The following is a 16,908-nucleotide window of genomic DNA, read 5'->3' on the forward strand; positions in this document are numbered from 1 at the left end:
TAAACTCTTCGTGAGCGTTCGAAACTCATAAAATAAATTCAATTAAATTTTTTGTTGCGTCCCATTTTGCTTAATTATAGTAAACCACTGTTGGATGCGGCTCAATCCCTTTGGCATAGTAGTAATTCAAGCTACTTGCAAAATCAATGACTTTCTTTTTATCAAGATCATATACAAGAATATCTGGATCTCCAGCCATATCAATAAAATCCAGACGTCTTGGAGTAGTTCTGCCGTTGGTGTCAACGAAAGAGGAACTGTGATAGGGAGGGTTGCCAGAACTATATGCTGATTCAAAATAGGTGAAAAGCGTCCCTTCATTTAGAACAATTAAAACCGCATTATCCGAGCTTGCATAATTCGAGGTATATTTCACAGGGTTGTATTGGAAATTTGCGTCCCGTTCACCTTAATGTCTCCGTTTGTATACTCAAATCTAGAGGACTTTCCTCCAAAGCCAGTCAGTAAAAATATATAGTTGGTATGAGACTTTAATTGGCAGAGCCTCGTTTATTATAAAATCACTCGGGTTCCATTTGGGTACTTAGTCTACTCACGAACCAACTAACGATTATTCTTTGGACTTATGTATTGGATATCAGCACCTGCGCCACCTTCCACGCACATTGCCATAGGCCATTCGTCGTGGTCATATCCCTTTTTAGTCGGAACCCCTTTTAAGGACTCCTTGTGGTTTTCCTCAGCTCCATCCCGATCAATCGTACACAGAATGTCCGGCTGCAATCGCATCCTTAATGTGTGCCCCCGTTTCTGGATAGCGTGAGCTTGGAAATTCCAAAGTGTACTCAGAAACTGCTTGTTGGTTGGCTACCGATGGTTCGGCATAGACACCTTGTTCAGAAAATAGCCGCCAGTAAAAACACAATTAATCCTCTCACAAATCCTTTCACCATATGACATCTCCATAGTACTTTAAATCCTCTCAATGATATATTGTGGGACGTGTCAAAGTATCGAGCATGCTGTCACAAAACAAACAAATAGCAGCAAAATTATATAATGTAAGAGATATTACTCGACGGATTGTCAAGCCAAGTACGACAGTTCTTCTGAAAAGGATTCGTGAGCAGTTTTCCAGCCCAAACATTTTCGTGGTCTGTGGTTGATGAGGTCTAGTGCACGCGCCATTCATCGTCCCTCACTTGGGCGAAATCGGTCCCTTTGGGGAAAAATTCGCGCAAGAGCCCATTGGCGTTCTCGTTGGAGACGCGCTGCCAGGACGAGTAAGGGTCAGCAAAGTAGACCTGCACTCCATGCGTAGCTTCCAGACTGGTATAACAGGCAAACTCCTTGCCTCGGTCGGCGGTTGCGGTCTGGAAGGCGCCGACAGGGTACTGGGAAGCGGCAACGCCAAAGGCATTCTCCATAGATACGCCGTGCGATCAGACATCTGACTGGCGGTGTACAGACGTGTCTTGCGTTCCACAAATGTAGCTACACAGCCTTTACTTTTCCCACGTCCCAAAACCACGGTGTCCAGCTCCCAGTGTCCAAACGTCTGACGAGAACGGACTTCTTTCGGACGCTGGGAAATCGGTCTGCCTACGGCAAACTTGCCACGGGTTTCAGCAGGCTTCTGTCTTTTGCCTTTGTGCCGAAGGGCCGTTAACACGCCCTTCACCAAGCGACTCGTATACAGCCAGCGAGATGGTTTTAAAGCACACGATACGTTGTCCTTCCTGACGCAGTCGCTCCACGATCTGCTCAGGAGACCAGGTGGCCTGAAGCTTCTTTTCGATGACCGCAGCTTGTTCTGGTGTCCACTTGCCCGACAGGTACGGAAGCCCTACGGCGCTGCTTGTAAGCTTCATGAGAACATTTAGCTTCATACAGCTCCTGCTTTGCATTACGACGAAGCTCTCGGCTAATGGTCGCAGGATGTCTTCCGAGTTCCCAGGCAATGGCTCGTGCGCTTTTCCCTTGCTGGTGGAGGATTTCTAGCTTGCTGCGTTCGACTTTGCTAAGATGAGTGTAGCTCGTGGTGGATTCTCCTTGTGTAGAGGGTGTTGTGGTGACTGCATTCTACACGAATCCGGCCATTGGCCCTTTATTTACTTATTTCCAGTGAGTGTGTCGCACTTCATATTACAATCCGTCACTCTAAAAAAATTAATCCACAATTAAACTTATATTTGAATATATAGACATTAATGTTTAGACATCCCTTTGTTATTTTTATATTCTCATGAAGCAAAATAAATATGTCAAAGGGGTTCTACATTAAATGAGAAAAAAATTCGGATTAATTACACCAATCTTGCTACTGATTTTATTATTGATTCCATTATCTTCAGTAAACGCCTATCCAGGTGGTCTTGCCAATGGGAAACCAGGAACTATAACATATGGCACATTCAGCGGAGGTGAAACAACCTTATTAGCAACTGATGATAATAATAAAACATCGGTATCCTTGAAATCACAGACTCTAGTTATAGATTTAGGAGAAACTCACACTATTAACTCCTATCGTCTGGATGCTACTGGAACATTTAGATGGAAATTATACAATGACAATAAAACATACATTGGCGGGTTTGAAACTTCAGCATATCCCATGAACGGCAACCCATTTGTAGGTCATGCTTCTGGTGTTAGATACCTAGTTATGGATGGAACTGGAACCATTAATGAATTAGATGTTTTTACAGGAAGTATATTACCTAGTGCACCTCAGAACTTAGTTGCTGTTGGTGGCGATTCAAAAGTAACCTTGAATTGGGACGCAGTTACGGATGCTAAAACTTATACAGTTAAAAGATCGACAACCTTAGGTGGACCGTACACGAATATTAGCGTATCAATAAAAGATACCTCTTTCATAGATACTTCAGTTACAAACGGATTACCCTATTATTATGTCGTTTCAGCCATTTCTGATGGGGGTGAAAGTCCAAATTCAAAAGAAGCATCAGCAACTTCCATTGGAGTAGTTACACCGGATCCATCTACAACACCAGATCCGTCTACTAAGCCTGATCCATCTACAACACCGGATCCGTCTACTAAGCCTGACCCATCTACAACACCGGATCCGTCTACTAAGCCTGATCCGTCGGATACAGATGGTACCTCCCAGCCTACTGGTGACCGTGCAATTCTGACTGTAACAATGGATAATGGATTTGATAAAGAATTCGATTTAAGCAAAAAAGAACTGAATGCCTTCATCGCTTGGTATGATGCAAAAGATGCTGGTAGAGGTGCTTCATTCTTTGCCATTGATAAGCACAATAATAACAAAGGTCCATTCAGCAACCGTAAAGACTACGTAATATTCAATAAAATACTCACGTTTGAAGTAAGCGAGTATTCAACTAAATAACAAAAAAAGACTATCCGGCTACTGAACTGTGACCGTATTTATGGACAATTTGAAAAAGTTGACGGAGTAGTTAAGAGCATGAAACAAAAGACGATCTCAATTTCGTAGTAATAGGGAATGAAGGCCGTCTTTTTGTTATAAATTCAGGTCTTTATGCCTTATTTCTTACTTCATCAGCTTCAATATTCTCTTCAAGTTTACAGTAAAGATCGCCATTGCACCTTGTAACTGCATGCCAGTTAGAACCGAAGATGACGCTACATCATACCCTTGTCTGTGTTTGAGTTCACTATTCTTCGCTTCAATTTTGTAGCGTTCTCTTGACTTCGCTTTGAAGTACTCGCTTTCCTGGAACGACATTTGTTCCGTGTGTTCGCCAGATTTAATACTCACTGAGTAGGACTTGCTTTTTGCTCCTTCATTGTAGCATCCTCCTTTAAAAGAACACCTCTTACATACTTCTACATCGAAGTTATAGGTATTCTTTTGGTTATTGTTAACGCCCTTTTCTCCTGTCCGTGCTCTCTGAATCGCCATATGGCCGGCCTTACACACGTACATGCCTGCATCTTTATTGAATTGAAATTCATTTTCTTTCTTACGTGCCCCTTGTGTAATGAGCGGATTGAGTTTGCCGATCAGTTCAATTTCATTGCTTTTAGCGTAAACGATGTTGTCTTTTTCAGAGTAAGCTGTATCTCCGATGATCGATTTGATTTCCATACCCGTTGCTTTACTTTTTTCAATCAGCAATTGCAGTTGCTTGCTGTCATTCTTTTCACCCGTTGTGACAACGGCTGCCGTTATGATTCGTTCCTCGGTCATGGCAAGATGGGTCTTATAGCCAAAAAACGAGGAATCCGCGCTCTTGTGGCCAACTTTTGCATCTTGGTCTTCTGAGATACGTAATTGTTGCAGGTCATCGGCGACCGTTTCTTTCAAGAAATTCAAAGGTTCTTTAATTTTCGGCAATTCGCAAATACCGCCTTCAGCTTCAAGCACGGCAATGAGTTTTTGACAGTAGTCGATCTCTTCCTCAAGTACATTACATTCTTGACCGGGAACTTGGCCTTGAGTGATTCATCTGCCTTATAGACCGCTTTTCTCAACTTGCGGGAACGATCCAGCAAGATTTTCCGGGGAGATTTCTGGTTGTAACGAGCTTTTGTATGAGTGGCATCGACAATGATGACTTTGCTTTTAATAATGCCCTTTTCCAATGCAATTTTAACGGTTTTGCCCCAAAGCATGTCAAGTAAATTCAAGTCTTTCAGTTCTTCATAAACAACAGAGAAGCCAGCCAGTTCGTTGATTTGTTGTAACATATTGTCTTTCGGCACTACCAAGTTATAAAGTTCCAAATAAGGGCTTAAAGTCATAGATTGTGTTTTTGAATCATCCCATTCACCTACTTGGTTTAATCCCTTAATTATATAGAGAGAAGGTACAATCTCCTCGATAAAACTTGAGAAGATTGTACCTTTTTTTCATACGGCCTCTATTTTATTTAGGGGATCGTCTTTTTATACGTTTATTTACTTTCTCTCACAAAAGTTAATTTTAAGTGGTCTCTTTTTAATAGCAGGATGCCTAGACAAGCTGAATAGATAAAATTTAATCTTCTTTCATAGCTACGATTTGCATCTGGCCTAAATACTCCGAGCCACCAGATATTTTAAGAATTTTGAAATTATGCATTCTCATAAGTATTCTCAAGGAAATATGATCATATAGAATAACATGTAATGGTGGGTCTAGATGTCGCCAACCGCTTCCAGAATGATAGCTGGCTGTCGAACTGACATTAGGTGTATTTACAATAAATAATCCTCCGGCTTTTAGCACCCGTCTTATATTCTCCATGAAATGATGCGGATTAGGGATATGCTCCAATACATCAAAAGCTGTTACAACATCAAACGATTCATTATCAAATAAATGCTCATCCAATGAACCCGTTGTAATATTTAGTCCATGTTTTTGTCTACCTAATTGAGCTGCTTTTTCTGATATCTCCACTCCTTTTACATCCCAGTAGCGAAGTTGAGCCTCTAGTACAAAATTACCTGTTGAGCATCCCAAATCAAGTAGCTTACCTCTAGGATACTTAGTCTGATCTACATATGTCTCAACCAAATCCATTCTAGCTTCTAATACAGCTAATAGGCCTGGAGTAATTTGTTCCAAATCTGTAGACCAACCCATTTTTGTCCGATGCTCGTTAGAATAATAGACATTGTTATAAAACCAGTCTAAATAGCCCTCTGTCGGTTGAGGATTCATAAACACTGTACAGCATTCAGCACAGCGGTGTAGATTGGTTTCAAAACCATCATGTCCTTCAATAGAATACAACGGTGAGAAACTAGTTCCACTACAAACAGGACATTGTTTCGATACTTCCTTACTTTTATCTGCTTTGTAGGAGTTTAGTTCTTTTTCTCTCGCATAATTTAATTTTGAAGCAGTTACGATCTCGATCACTTCCATAGCCCGTTCCTTATAGGTATGTTTCGTAATAACATGCTCATATAATTCTTCCACAAGCTCTATTCTTTCTTTAGGATGAGTTAAGAAATAATCCCCCTTAGTGACAAGCTCTTCAAGACTCCCAAAAGAGATTTCGTTCCATACATCAGGGAATAACAGCTTCATGTCATCTTTATAGTCACTGAGAACAAAGGATTTAGAAGCAAAAACGTCGAAAACTCTGTTATTGACTGAAGTCTCAAGCTGGAGAGAAGAAATATTAAGATTTATCGCATAGCTTTGATATAACGAACTAAGTTCACTATTAGCTACTGACGGATGATGAATAAGATGGGTACTCGATAATTCCTTTGATCCATATACATGAATATCAATCCCACTAATACTATTCAAAACATGCTGACGTAAAATAGCACTTCCACGGATATGAATCGGCGCATAAATATTTCTCCAAAATGCATATGGATGTTTTTCATAGAGATATCGAATAGGTTCAAAATCCTTTAATAAAAATGCTTCCCTACATAAATCATAAGTGGGGATATTTATATTCTTCACTTTTTCATTAATGATGAAATTAATGAACTTTTGTTCAAGATGTTCTTCTACAACGTTATTATCAACTTTGGCTATGTTACCAACGAACGCCATTTCGCCTTCTTTAGCTCTAATTTCGGGATTCGGATAAAACTTCAGAGGATTTGTAGCAAGCATTATTGGATGTACATTCTTAATATTTCGTTCAATAAGCAACTGCAAACAATATTTATCCCACACAAAATGATAATAATACGAAGCATGCTCTTGAAATTCTGCTTCCAATCCTTCATCTATTGAAAAAAGAGGATTGTCATAATGTAAAGAAACGAGTGGAATGCCCATTTGGCGCAACAGGAATTGTTTTCCATCTTGAAAGATTCCAACACCCCCATAAGCAACAGCCATATCTGGATTAAAATCCCTTATATTTTGAATTTCTGAAAGCCCGAATCCCTCTTCTAATCTAACATACAGTATTTCATGTCCCAATTGTTCAAATGCAACAGCATAATCGTCGGTGATATAAGGAGCAATAACACCGTTTCTCCTGAATAGTACAATTTTCATGTTCTTCTCTCCCATTCGTGTTGCTCTAAATATTAGTTATTAAGAATACCTCTAAACCCTGCTATTAATTATTTTTGTTAACTGTTCAATGACAAACTTTTGATCTTCGAAAGTCATATTGGTATCCGATGGTAAACAAATTCCATTCAAAAACAATTCCTTACTCACATCTTTTTCTACATCATGTTTAAAGTAATCTGCCTCCGCAAACAGAGGCTGTATATGCAGCGGTTTCCATACCGGACGTGATTCAATATTAAACTCTTCCAGACCATCAATGATATTGGTAACGGTCTTTCTAATTTTTTTTGAATCAATTAACATAGTAGTTAACCATCGAGTCGACTTTCCAAATGATGCTTCTGGCATAAACTCTATACCATCTATGGCAGATAAAGCGTCATAATAGTTTTTAAATATTCCCCTCTTTTGAGAAATCCTTTTGTCCAAAACCTGTAGTTGACCGCGCCCAATTCCTGCTAAGACGTTACTCAGACGGTAGTTATATCCGATCTGACTATGCTGATAATGCTTGGCACGGTCTCTGGCTTGTGTGGCGTAAAATCTTGCCTTCTCTAACAGAATCACATCTTCAGAAACCAGCATTCCTCCACCTGACGTTGTGATTATTTTATTTCCATTAAAGGAAAATATACCGAATTTACCTATTACCCCACTCATTTGCTTACCATATGTAGCTCCTAGTGACTCTGCGGCATCCTCTATGATAGGGACTTCATATTCATCGCATAACTTCTTCAACCGATCATAATCAGCACTTTGCCCATATAGATTAACCACAATGACAGCCTTAGGCTTCTGCCCTTTATCTGCATATGTTTTAAGCGCTCTCTCTAATGCCTCTGGGGACATATTCCAGCTGTCGGGCTCAGAATCAATAAAGACGGGAATAGCCCCTTGATATAGTATAGGGTTAGCACTAGCAACAAAGGTGAGTGACGAACAAAAAACGATATCATCTTGTTGAACATTCAGCAAAATTAAGGCTAAGTGAATAGCTGCTGTACCGGAACTCAGGGCTACCGCTCCTTTGCTACCTACGTAATTTGCCACTTCCGATTCGAAGAGGTCAACATTCTTACCCAAAGGCGCAATCCAGTTCGTCTCAAAAGCCTCGGCAATATACTGCTGCTCCGCCCCGCCCATATGCGGTGATGATAAATAAATTCTTTTGTCACTGGACATTTCACTTCATCCCTTATCCTATAAGTTTTTGATAACTCTCGCTGGACACCCTACGGCAACAACATGATCCGGCAGATTACGGATTACGCATGAAGCCGCTCCTATTATTGTGTCATTCCCTATACTCACGCCCGGAATAAGGCTCGCACTTATACCTACATGACTCCGACAACCGATAGTAACCCCTCCAGCCACATGCACCCCTGGTGAGATATGTGCAAAGTGTTCGACACAGCAATCATGGTCTATGGTAGCTGCCGTGTTAATGATGACATGCTCTCCGATATGGGTATCTGCATTAATAACTGCGTTAGGCATCACTACCGTTCCTTCACCTATGGAGACATTGGAGCCAATGACAGCACTTGAATGGATAGCAGTACCAAATTGAACCTGCATCTGTTTTAAACGCTCCACAATATTCATACGAATGGAATTGTTCCCGATTGCTACAATGTACAAAGCTTCCGGGTACTTTAATGTGACCTGGTGTAATTGCCCCATACCGCCAAGATTCAGTATGCCATTCCATTCTTCTATCGGACAGCCGTCATCCATCACACCAACGATTGTTTCTTGACAGGAACGCAAAATATCTACAACTACCTTGCCATGCCCGCCTGCTCCGAAAACGATGTAGCTCAAATGCCATCATCTCCCTAATAGGTAATCGTTTTTTGGATAAGCTCATCTGTTTTAACCGTACTTTTTAATACATCAACGATACGTGCACTTGTACCCTTCTTACTGTACACATTACTTGAATTGGCAACCGTTTGTTGAAACAAAGCGGATAGCGCATATTCCAGTGCAATGGAGAGTTCCTTTTCATTCTGAGCAATATCTATGGTGTTCGCAGAACGCTCTCTGCCTGTCTGCCGAGTTCCGATATTAATGACTGGAACATGAAAAGAAGCAGCCTCAATAATCCCCGATGAAGAATTTCCAATTAATATTTTTGCATTCTTCAACATCGTCAGATAATCAAGCTGCTCAAAACTGGCTACAAAGTATATCCCCTCTCTTGTAGCAAAGCGATTATACACGTCCACGATCGCATCGGCTCCAGCATCCGAATTAGGCATCACACAAATAACCTCATTCTCTCCAGTCAAAAGAACTTCTAGCATCTTACCAAGCATGCTCATATCGGCCTCTTCCGTTGTGACAGGATGGTAAGCAAATAACACATAATCGTTATCTAAATCCAGATCGTATTTACGTTTTGTCTCCTCTAGCTCAGGCAAGGATGTCTTCATCATCGTTTCAATTCTCGGGGCACCGACTACATGAATTCTCCGCGGTTCTTCACCAAGCCTGATTAGGCGCTCTCTACTTCCATTTGTAGCCACGAAGTGAATGTGAGCCAACTTACTGATCGCATGCCGAACAGACTCATCAATCGTGCCGGACACTTCGCCACCATGTAAGTGAACAAGCGGAATGTTCATGTGAGAAGACACAATCGCGGCTGCAAGCATTTCTCCCCGATCTCCCAGAACAACGACGAAGTCTGGCTCCAAAGCCTCGATGGATTGCGTCATGCCCATGATTGCTATTCCGATAGAGCGAGACATGTTGGCATGAGTTGACCCTTGCAGCAGACAGTCTACCTTAGCGGATACACGAAATCCGTCCTTTTGAATAGCGTCCAATGTATATCCGTACTGTGGAGATAAATGCATTCCTGTCACCAACAGATGGAGCTCCAGAGCATTTTCATCCTCAATAGCCCGCAAAACCGGGTAATATATCCCATAATCAGCCCGTGTTCCGGTAATCACCAATACTTTCTTCATTGCACATCATCCCATGACAACAAATAGTCTTCATGTACATCCTTTAAAAGCTGCTTGCCAACTAAATCAGCATAATATTTAGGCGCTATTCCCGTTCCAGGGCGTTTGATGACTAGGTCTTCTTGAGTTATCGTCTGGCCTGCCTTTTTAGGTGCTGCCATCACAACACTTTTTCTTGCAACAGCTCTGGTGCTTTCCTCAGAGGGCATACACCTTTTAACCCCATCCCCCAAAGCCTGCTCTACATTACGAATCGCAACAACCATTCTGGAGAAATCAACAGGCTCCAGTGAAGCCTTATGGTCAGGACCTGGAAGTGATCGATCCAACGTAAAATGCTTTTCAATAATTCTCGCTCCCAATGCTGAAGCCGCTACAGCAATCTCAATCCCAGCAGTATGATCCGAATATCCTGTGACCTTCCCAAAAGCTTTAGAAATGGTATTCAGAGCCAACAAGTTAACATCTTCCAAAGGTGCCGGATAGTCGGAAGTACAGTGTAGCAATAATACGTCACTTTTTTTGAATGCTTGTAACGATTCTCCAATTTCATCCAGATTAGACATTCCGGTAGATAAAATAATTGGACGCTCATAGCGATCGAGCTTCTGAAGAAAGGGAATATTGTTCATATCTCCCGATCCAACCTTGAATGCATCGATATCAATTGAATTCAGAAAATCGGCACTTTCTTCATCAAAGGGTGTAGAAAGAAAGTCTATTCCTTTAACCTCACAATACTTTTTCAACAGAACAAAATCATCAAAGCTTAATTCCAGCTGTTTTAACATGTCCAGTTGGCTCTCGGTGGAGTTCGTATTTTCTGTCTGGTAATTAGCCTTTTGGGCGTACTTGGTTACCAGTTTTTCGCTTTTAAAGGTCTGGAACTTCACCGCATCGGCACCGCACAAAATCGCCTGATCAATACACTCAAATGCGAGATCCAATGATCCGTTATGATTTACGCCCACCTCTGCAATAATGTAGATGGAGTGGCTGTCGTTATTCGATAAAAAACTTTGCATGTTACACTACTCCCTCCTATTGCGAGGATCACTTGTGATTGGATTCTCTCCAAAGAAACTCTGCCATTTTTAAATCAAACTCGTCATCTATGTCAACAGATCGCTCTTTGGGCATAATGTAGCCACAATTATTAGGTCCTATCAGAGTGCCACTGTTCATCAACAAATCTCTTTTTACGATATAGATGGCTCCGTTTAGAACATACAATTCCTTGAGATCCTGTCTCCTCAAATGCTCCCTTTCACCTTTCAGGTAGGACGTAAGCCGTCCGTTATCCATTTCTCTTAGCAGGTAGGGTTGAACTTCTGATAAAGCGACACTTTGTAGTGAATCAGCCTGATTACTTGAAAATATTGTATACGCCTCTTCAATATCCATAGCATTTCGCAATGGAGATGTGGGCTGCAGCAGCATAATAACATCAAAAAATTGATCCAGTGTCTGTTCATAAAATTCAACAGCATGCTTTAATACATCAATGCTTTTGGCCTCATCGGTAGCCAGCTCAGCGGGCCTTATAAATGGAACTGCTGCGCCAGCTTGGCCTGACACACGAGCAATTTCTGCACTATCCGTTGTAACTACAACTTCATCTACACAGCTACTGTTCAACGCTGCCTCAATACTATATTGAATGAGCGGTTTATCATGTAACAATCTAATGTTCTTACCAGGTAAACCTTTTGATCCACCGCGCGCAGGAATAATCGCCAGGCATTTGTGATTGCCCATCATACAGTACCAATTGTAAAACCCAATCCATTTTTTTCAATCAGTTCCCGAATGGCTGTCTGGAAGATCTGCGGTGCAGTCTTCGAAGAATACTCTTGAGGAATCGCCTTTTGAAAACCTTCATATTCCTGCTCTGCTGTATGAAATGACGAAGGGATAATATACATTTGTCCATTCTCCAATGCTCTTTCAGATTCCTCAAGTGACATCAGTTCTTCATACAGTTTTTCTCCCGGCCGTATTCCAGACTCGATGACTTCACCCGAATAGATATTGCCAGTTGCCTGTTCAAACGAATCAATCAAACATTGGGCCAAGTCTGTGATTTTAAGAATCGGCATTTTAAGTACAAATACTTCTCCGCCTTGTGAGTGATGCGCTGCATCTATTACCAGTTGAGCTGCTTGAGGAATAGACATCATAAATCGGGTCATCTCTGCATGTGTGACAGTCACCGGGATTCCCTTAGCAATCTGATCCCGGAATAACGGAATAACAGACCCCCTTGAGCCCATAACATTCCCAAAGCGGACACATGAGAAGACGGTACGTTTGCTACCTTTGTACAAGTTGGCCGCTGAAATCAAACGTTCTGATAGTAACTTTGTAGCACCCATTGTATTTGTTGGATTTACCACTTTATCTGTGCTGATGGCTACCACTTTTTCTACATTATGCTCAATAGCTGCCTCTATTAAATTTTGTACACCTATGACATTCGTTTTCACTGCCTCCATGGGGTTGTACTCGCATGCAGGCACATGTTTAAGAGCAGCGGCATGAAAAATGTAATCTACATCCTCCATGGCATAGCTGAGCCTCTGCTTGTCCCTGATATCACCGATCAGATAACGGACATTCGTATATTCTTTTAATTCCTGCTGCAGATCAAACTGCTTACTCTCATCCCGGCTAAAAATTCGCAGAGCTTTAGGATTATAGGATAAAATATTACGTACAATTTCGCTTCCAATCGAGCCTGTGCCGCCCGTAACCAGTACAATCTTGTTGGTAAACATAATGACCTCCGGAGTGTAAAACGATTAATTTATATATCTTTATGGACCAATGGATCGCTATCTGTTTTTTTATCTAAACGGCGAATCGATTCTGAAAACATTTCTTCAAGTATTGGGATTTGTGCTGTGATATCCTCTAGCAGCTTACCCAGATGCTCATAGATTAGATCAGACTTACGAGTCAACTGATGTTCTGTCACAATCACAGGGAGCACCTGATCAAAACGCGCAATTTCGATAGGCATAATGGACTCAAATATAGGTGAGAACCAATCCCTGTTGGCAATCAATCCCCACATCTGCTCTATAGACTCCACCATACTTTGGGCCTTTGCTGGTTTAGTCCGGCTAAATTCGCGTATTTTTTTCATCAGCTTATGAATTGCTGCAATCTCAGAACGTACATTGGAAAGATCTCCGAGTGTCGCTATCAGCTTATCTCTGACATCCTGCACCTTATTCATATCAGCAGCAATATTTATTTTGTTTATCAAATCGGCAATTGCATCATGATCAACAGATTCTGATGCTAACAATTTATACATCTCTTCCATCGGTTCGTATGGGGCTCCCTCAATCACTGCACCATTTCGAGTTGAATTGATAAATTCAATCCTTGGAAGTGCCTTAATCAGATTTTCGAGTCCATCCTTCATCTGGGAGAAACTTTCGTCTGTAGTATTGTATGTCCCCTTTACATTTAGCACTTTTTTAGGTGCTTCCTGCACTTTCTTATCTGTAGTTTCGGCTGCAAAATGTTCAATTCCATCTGCGTAGAATTTGTTATCAGGGAACGACAAATCCTGACCTGCAAGTATGATCCGTTTAGCCCCTAGACATGCTGCTACTTGAATAACTGTTCCTGCGACCGTCTCTGTAGGGGATATAAAGAGTTCCTCTTTACTGAGTCCAAAGAAATACTGAGATATAGCATCACTTTTCATAATACTATGGATTTTCTCTGCACAGTTCTGGTCAGAGATTTCATAATAAGAAGAGGAAGTAAACAATAAAGGCTGCTCTCTCGTTTCAGAGGAAGCAAAGATTTTCTTATTGACTGAATGGCCATCCATTATTACAGCAAGGTGAGGCTGTATTCCATGCTTTATTAATGCCTGAATGCTGGAGCCTGCTGAAATAATCAGTGCGTGAGGACGTAATTTTTTCAGCCATTCGATATCTTCCTGTAAAGATGGGCCTGATGATACAACAATCACCGTCACACCCTCAAAAGCGTGAAAAAGCCGCTCAATGGAAGGAGTGTATAGTACATCAGATAGATGATATAGAAAATTTCGAGTCCATTCTTCTCGAAAACGATGCTCTGTATGTTTATCTATCATAAAGCTCTGGCGGTACTCCTGAAATTTTCCCTTTACTTCACGTAGCATACTCATATCATCTGATAGATACTTACGCAGCGCAATAAACACTAAATCTTCCATCATGTAACTATTCAGCATATGAAACATCATATTGAGCTGAGAATCACCAACAGATAGCCAGTACAAATTGGGATGCCCCAGCAAAAGACTGAGGTCATACTCCGTCACAGCCTTCCGAAAAAGCCGCTCATCCGGCTCGTATACAAACAGCCAGTGATTCGGGTACAATTCGAGGAGATCAACAATGCTGAGTCCCCTTTCAAATCCATATACAAAAAGGATCTTTCCGTTTCCAATTGCTCCCTGAACAGCATTAAGCCAAGCGATATCCCTTTCAAAGGGCTCCGTAAACAAAGGTATAGATAAGTCATCATTCGGCAAACTATTTATTTGGGTTGCAACATGAGGAAACCTCTGCTCTAGAATTGTATGGTTTATTTGTAGTTGAGACAAGGTAATACCACCGTTTCGCATTAATATTTGTTAACTAGTATATCGGATTTACTCTTAATGGAATGAAGCTTTTCACAGAAAATACCCCCATTCTTAAATCGAATGGGGTACGCTCCATAAAGCATTTTTATTTGCGATGATCAATAAACAAACTGTCTACAGAATAAGCCTGCTGGTATGCATGCTGCTGCACACGAATGGCTCCACGTTTCTCCATCCAGTGACCCGCTTCATCCTTAAGTGCATGCATACGCTGTAAAATTACCGAATCGTGACTTAGTATATCACGAATTTTCTGCTTATTATTTTCCGTTATCGACGGCTGAAAGGACTGCATCTGTTCTACAATGCGCTGCCTTTGATCTGCAAACTGTTCAAACTCTTCCTCACTTAAATTCATAAGGTTAGATAACACTGCTTCTGTCCTATGTTGCAGTTCTTCAAGGAGTACTTGCATATTAGGATCTGCCATTACACACTACCAACTACACCAGGCATTTTCATGGCTTCCAACCAAGCTTCCCGTAGGTCAGTCAAATGTTCCAGCACCTCTTGTGCCGGAGCGGCTATTTTGTGAACATTCGCCTCGATCAGCTCATGCAGCATATATTCATACACCCGCAATAAGTCATGGGATATTGGATACTCAAAATTCAACGCAGATATCAACTCGTGTACAATAGCTTGTGCTTTACACAAATTATTATTTGCTTTCTCGTTATCCCTATTCTCTATCCCCTCAATCCCCGCACGAACGAAACGAATAGCCCCATCGTACAGCATAATCAGCAGTTTAGGCTTGGATGCAGTTTGTGCTTGAGTCTGCCGGTATTTCTGATAGGGTGTATTGATCAATTGTAAAACCTCCTTTATGACGACATGCCTGTAAGACTCGAAGATGTATTATTATACTTGCTTATTGCCGTTTCCATGGCGGTGAATTTTTTGTAATAGTTAGTTTCAATCATCGTTAGACGGCTGGTCATGTCACTAATTCGACGGTCCAGACTCGTTAATTGCTCTCCCATTGTGCTCGTAGAAAGAAATGAAGCCGTTAGATCCTTACTAACTTTTGAAGTACCGGCTGTATCGGCCATTCTTTGCAGTGAAGTATTCGAAATCTTTTTAAGTTTAGCAATAACACCATCTTGCTGTGTGTATTTATTGGTTAGCGCGGTACTTGGATCCTGTTTCCCAAAAAAATTCGTGATAATATCCGGGTCTTTTTCAACCGCTGCACGCAATTTGTCTGCATCCAAAATTAGCTTGCCTTTCGTATCATACGTCCCCGTAGTGATCCCAAGCTCAGACATCATTAAAGGCTTATTCTTACCATTTGCATCAACTCTGCCGATATCTACACCTTGAATCATGGCATTACGCATTTCAGATAATGTATCCTGCAGGATAGGATCGTTTCTAAGCATCCCACTCTTGGCCTTGGTTGTCCAGAGCTTGACTTCATCATCGCTCATACCGGCTTTTTGTTCCGTCGTAAGCGGAGCGTATTTTTTATATCTCTCCTCACTAACCTTGCTGTTGAGTGTAGCAAGAACATCATTATAAGCATCAACAAAGCTTTGAATATTTTCGACGATCTTATCCGTATCTTTGGTAGCTTCTATTCTTGTCGCAGCACCACCTGCTGTCTTAAGCGTAATATCAATACCATTAATGGTAAAATTATTAGAAGATTTTTTGACTTCAAGTCCATTTACCTTTAGCAAAGCATCGGTTCCGTTCGTTGAAGATAGTTTAAACTCACTACTAATTTGAGAATCAATATTGAATGCTTGGGAACCGGTGGTTTTACTTGTTAATGACAAACCGGATTTGGCATCATATAGAGCAGTTACTCCTGTCTTACTGTTCTCATTAATTTTTTTGACAAACGATTCAATCGTTTCGTTGGCATCCACATCAATGGTGGCCCCACCAACCTGAACCGTACGAGCTGCCCCATCTGAAAAGGCAAGCTCAGTGCTTGCCTTTTCAGACCATGAGCTGTCTGAGACAGATCTTGCGGCAGTAGCGAGATTTATTACCGAGATATCCAATACCCCACTGGCAGACGATGAAGCCGATGCAGTCAACGCGTCACTATTTCCCGTTACTGTTACTTTCTGCGGATTCATTGAAGCAGTACGACTTAATGTACCTAGTTTATCTTGTAGAAATGAAACAACTTTAGTACTGGACTCACGATAGTTTTCCCGTTTCCATTCCATCAGTTGTTTTTGTTGATTCAGCTTATCTAGCGGTACACGTTCAGCAGTCATCAACTTTTTGACCATTGCATCAATATCCATCCCAGAGGCAAGGCCACTTATTCTGGTTACCATAAT

Annotated in this window: 13 protein-coding genes and 3 pseudogenes; 1 reads left to right on the forward strand and 15 read right to left on the reverse strand. The window is 41.3% G+C overall.

The genetic code is table 11. The annotated features are described in order from the left end of the window. Nucleotides 1–70: 70 nt before the first annotated feature. The 3 genes and pseudogenes from ABIA61_RS14000 to ABIA61_RS14010 form a co-directional block, all read right to left on the reverse strand. A complete protein-coding gene (locus ABIA61_RS14000) occupies nt 71–376 on the reverse strand; it encodes a hypothetical protein (RefSeq protein ID WP_404529630.1) in 306 nt (101 codons plus the stop codon). Between the two features lie 191 nt (nt 377–567). Beyond that, nucleotides 568–886 (reverse strand): annotated as a pseudogene (locus tag ABIA61_RS14005) (NucA/NucB deoxyribonuclease domain-containing protein); the annotation flags it as partial. 161 nt (nt 887–1,047) lie between these two features. Further along, nucleotides 1,048–1,956: pseudogene (locus ABIA61_RS14010) on the reverse strand (IS30 family transposase). A gap of 289 nt (nt 1,957–2,245) precedes the next feature. On the opposite strand from ABIA61_RS14010, the gene ABIA61_RS14015 reads away from it, so the two are divergent. After that, the gene (locus tag ABIA61_RS14015; RefSeq protein ID WP_283653534.1) at nt 2,246–3,346 is read left to right on the forward strand and encodes a fibronectin type III domain-containing protein; all 1,101 of its coding nucleotides are present in this window, start codon (nt 2,246–2,248) and stop codon (nt 3,344–3,346) included. Between the two features lie 165 nt (nt 3,347–3,511). On the opposite strand, the pseudogene ABIA61_RS14020 reads toward ABIA61_RS14015, so the two are convergent. The 12 genes and pseudogenes from ABIA61_RS14020 to fliD all read right to left on the reverse strand — a co-directional run bounded on the left by ABIA61_RS14020 (nt 3,512) and on the right by fliD (nt 16,905). Further along, nucleotides 3,512–4,725: pseudogene (locus ABIA61_RS14020) on the reverse strand (transposase). A gap of 235 nt (nt 4,726–4,960) precedes the next feature. After that, nucleotides 4,961–6,943 (reverse strand): glycosyltransferase family protein, encoded by a 1,983-nt coding sequence (locus ABIA61_RS14025; protein WP_283653535.1) that lies wholly within the window; start codon nt 6,941–6,943, stop codon nt 4,961–4,963. 51 nt (nt 6,944–6,994) lie between these two features. Beyond that, a complete protein-coding gene (locus ABIA61_RS14030) occupies nt 6,995–8,149 on the reverse strand; it encodes a DegT/DnrJ/EryC1/StrS family aminotransferase (RefSeq protein ID WP_404580891.1) in 1,155 nt (384 codons plus the stop codon). Nucleotides 8,150–8,167: 18 nt separating this feature from the next. Continuing rightward, complete coding sequence (locus tag ABIA61_RS14035; RefSeq protein WP_283653537.1) at nt 8,168–8,794, reverse strand: acetyltransferase; 627 nt, start codon at nt 8,792–8,794, stop codon at nt 8,168–8,170. Between the two features lie 14 nt (nt 8,795–8,808). Further along, nucleotides 8,809–9,948, reverse strand: a complete 1,140-nt coding sequence (gene neuC, locus ABIA61_RS14040) for a UDP-N-acetylglucosamine 2-epimerase (RefSeq protein ID WP_283653538.1) — start codon at nt 9,946–9,948, stop codon at nt 8,809–8,811. Continuing rightward, nucleotides 9,945–10,973, reverse strand: a complete 1,029-nt coding sequence (neuB, locus tag ABIA61_RS14045; protein WP_283653539.1) for an N-acetylneuraminate synthase — start codon at nt 10,971–10,973, stop codon at nt 9,945–9,947. The genes neuC and neuB overlap by 4 nt, the downstream gene beginning before the upstream one ends. Before the next feature lie 28 nt (nt 10,974–11,001). Then, on the reverse strand, nt 11,002–11,706 hold the full coding sequence (locus tag ABIA61_RS14050; RefSeq protein WP_283653540.1) for an acylneuraminate cytidylyltransferase family protein: 705 nt from the start codon (nt 11,704–11,706) through the stop codon (nt 11,002–11,004). Next, the gene (locus ABIA61_RS14055) at nt 11,706–12,725 is read right to left on the reverse strand and encodes a UDP-N-acetylglucosamine 4,6-dehydratase family protein (RefSeq protein WP_404580892.1); all 1,020 of its coding nucleotides are present in this window, start codon (nt 12,723–12,725) and stop codon (nt 11,706–11,708) included. The genes ABIA61_RS14050 and ABIA61_RS14055 overlap by 1 nt, the downstream gene beginning before the upstream one ends. Before the next feature lie 29 nt (nt 12,726–12,754). Next, complete coding sequence (locus tag ABIA61_RS14060; protein ID WP_404580893.1) at nt 12,755–14,491, reverse strand: motility associated factor glycosyltransferase family protein; 1,737 nt, start codon at nt 14,489–14,491, stop codon at nt 12,755–12,757. Nucleotides 14,492–14,690: 199 nt separating this feature from the next. Beyond that, complete coding sequence (locus tag ABIA61_RS14065) at nt 14,691–14,963, reverse strand: hypothetical protein (RefSeq protein ID WP_283657380.1); 273 nt, start codon at nt 14,961–14,963, stop codon at nt 14,691–14,693. Between the two features lie 71 nt (nt 14,964–15,034). After that, nucleotides 15,035–15,418: a flagellar export chaperone FliS gene (fliS, locus tag ABIA61_RS14070; RefSeq protein ID WP_053326240.1), complete on the reverse strand. Its 384-nt coding sequence runs from the start codon at nt 15,416–15,418 to the stop codon at nt 15,035–15,037. Between the two features lie 14 nt (nt 15,419–15,432). Further along, entirely contained in the window at nt 15,433–16,905 is a 1,473-nt protein-coding gene (gene fliD, locus ABIA61_RS14075; RefSeq protein WP_283653545.1) for a flagellar filament capping protein FliD, read from the reverse strand. Between the last annotated feature and the right edge of the window lie 3 nt (nt 16,906–16,908).

Source organism: Paenibacillus sp. RC21 (genome assembly GCF_044907935.1).
GTDB classification, from domain to species: domain Bacteria; phylum Bacillota; class Bacilli; order Paenibacillales; family Paenibacillaceae; genus Paenibacillus; species Paenibacillus terrae_A.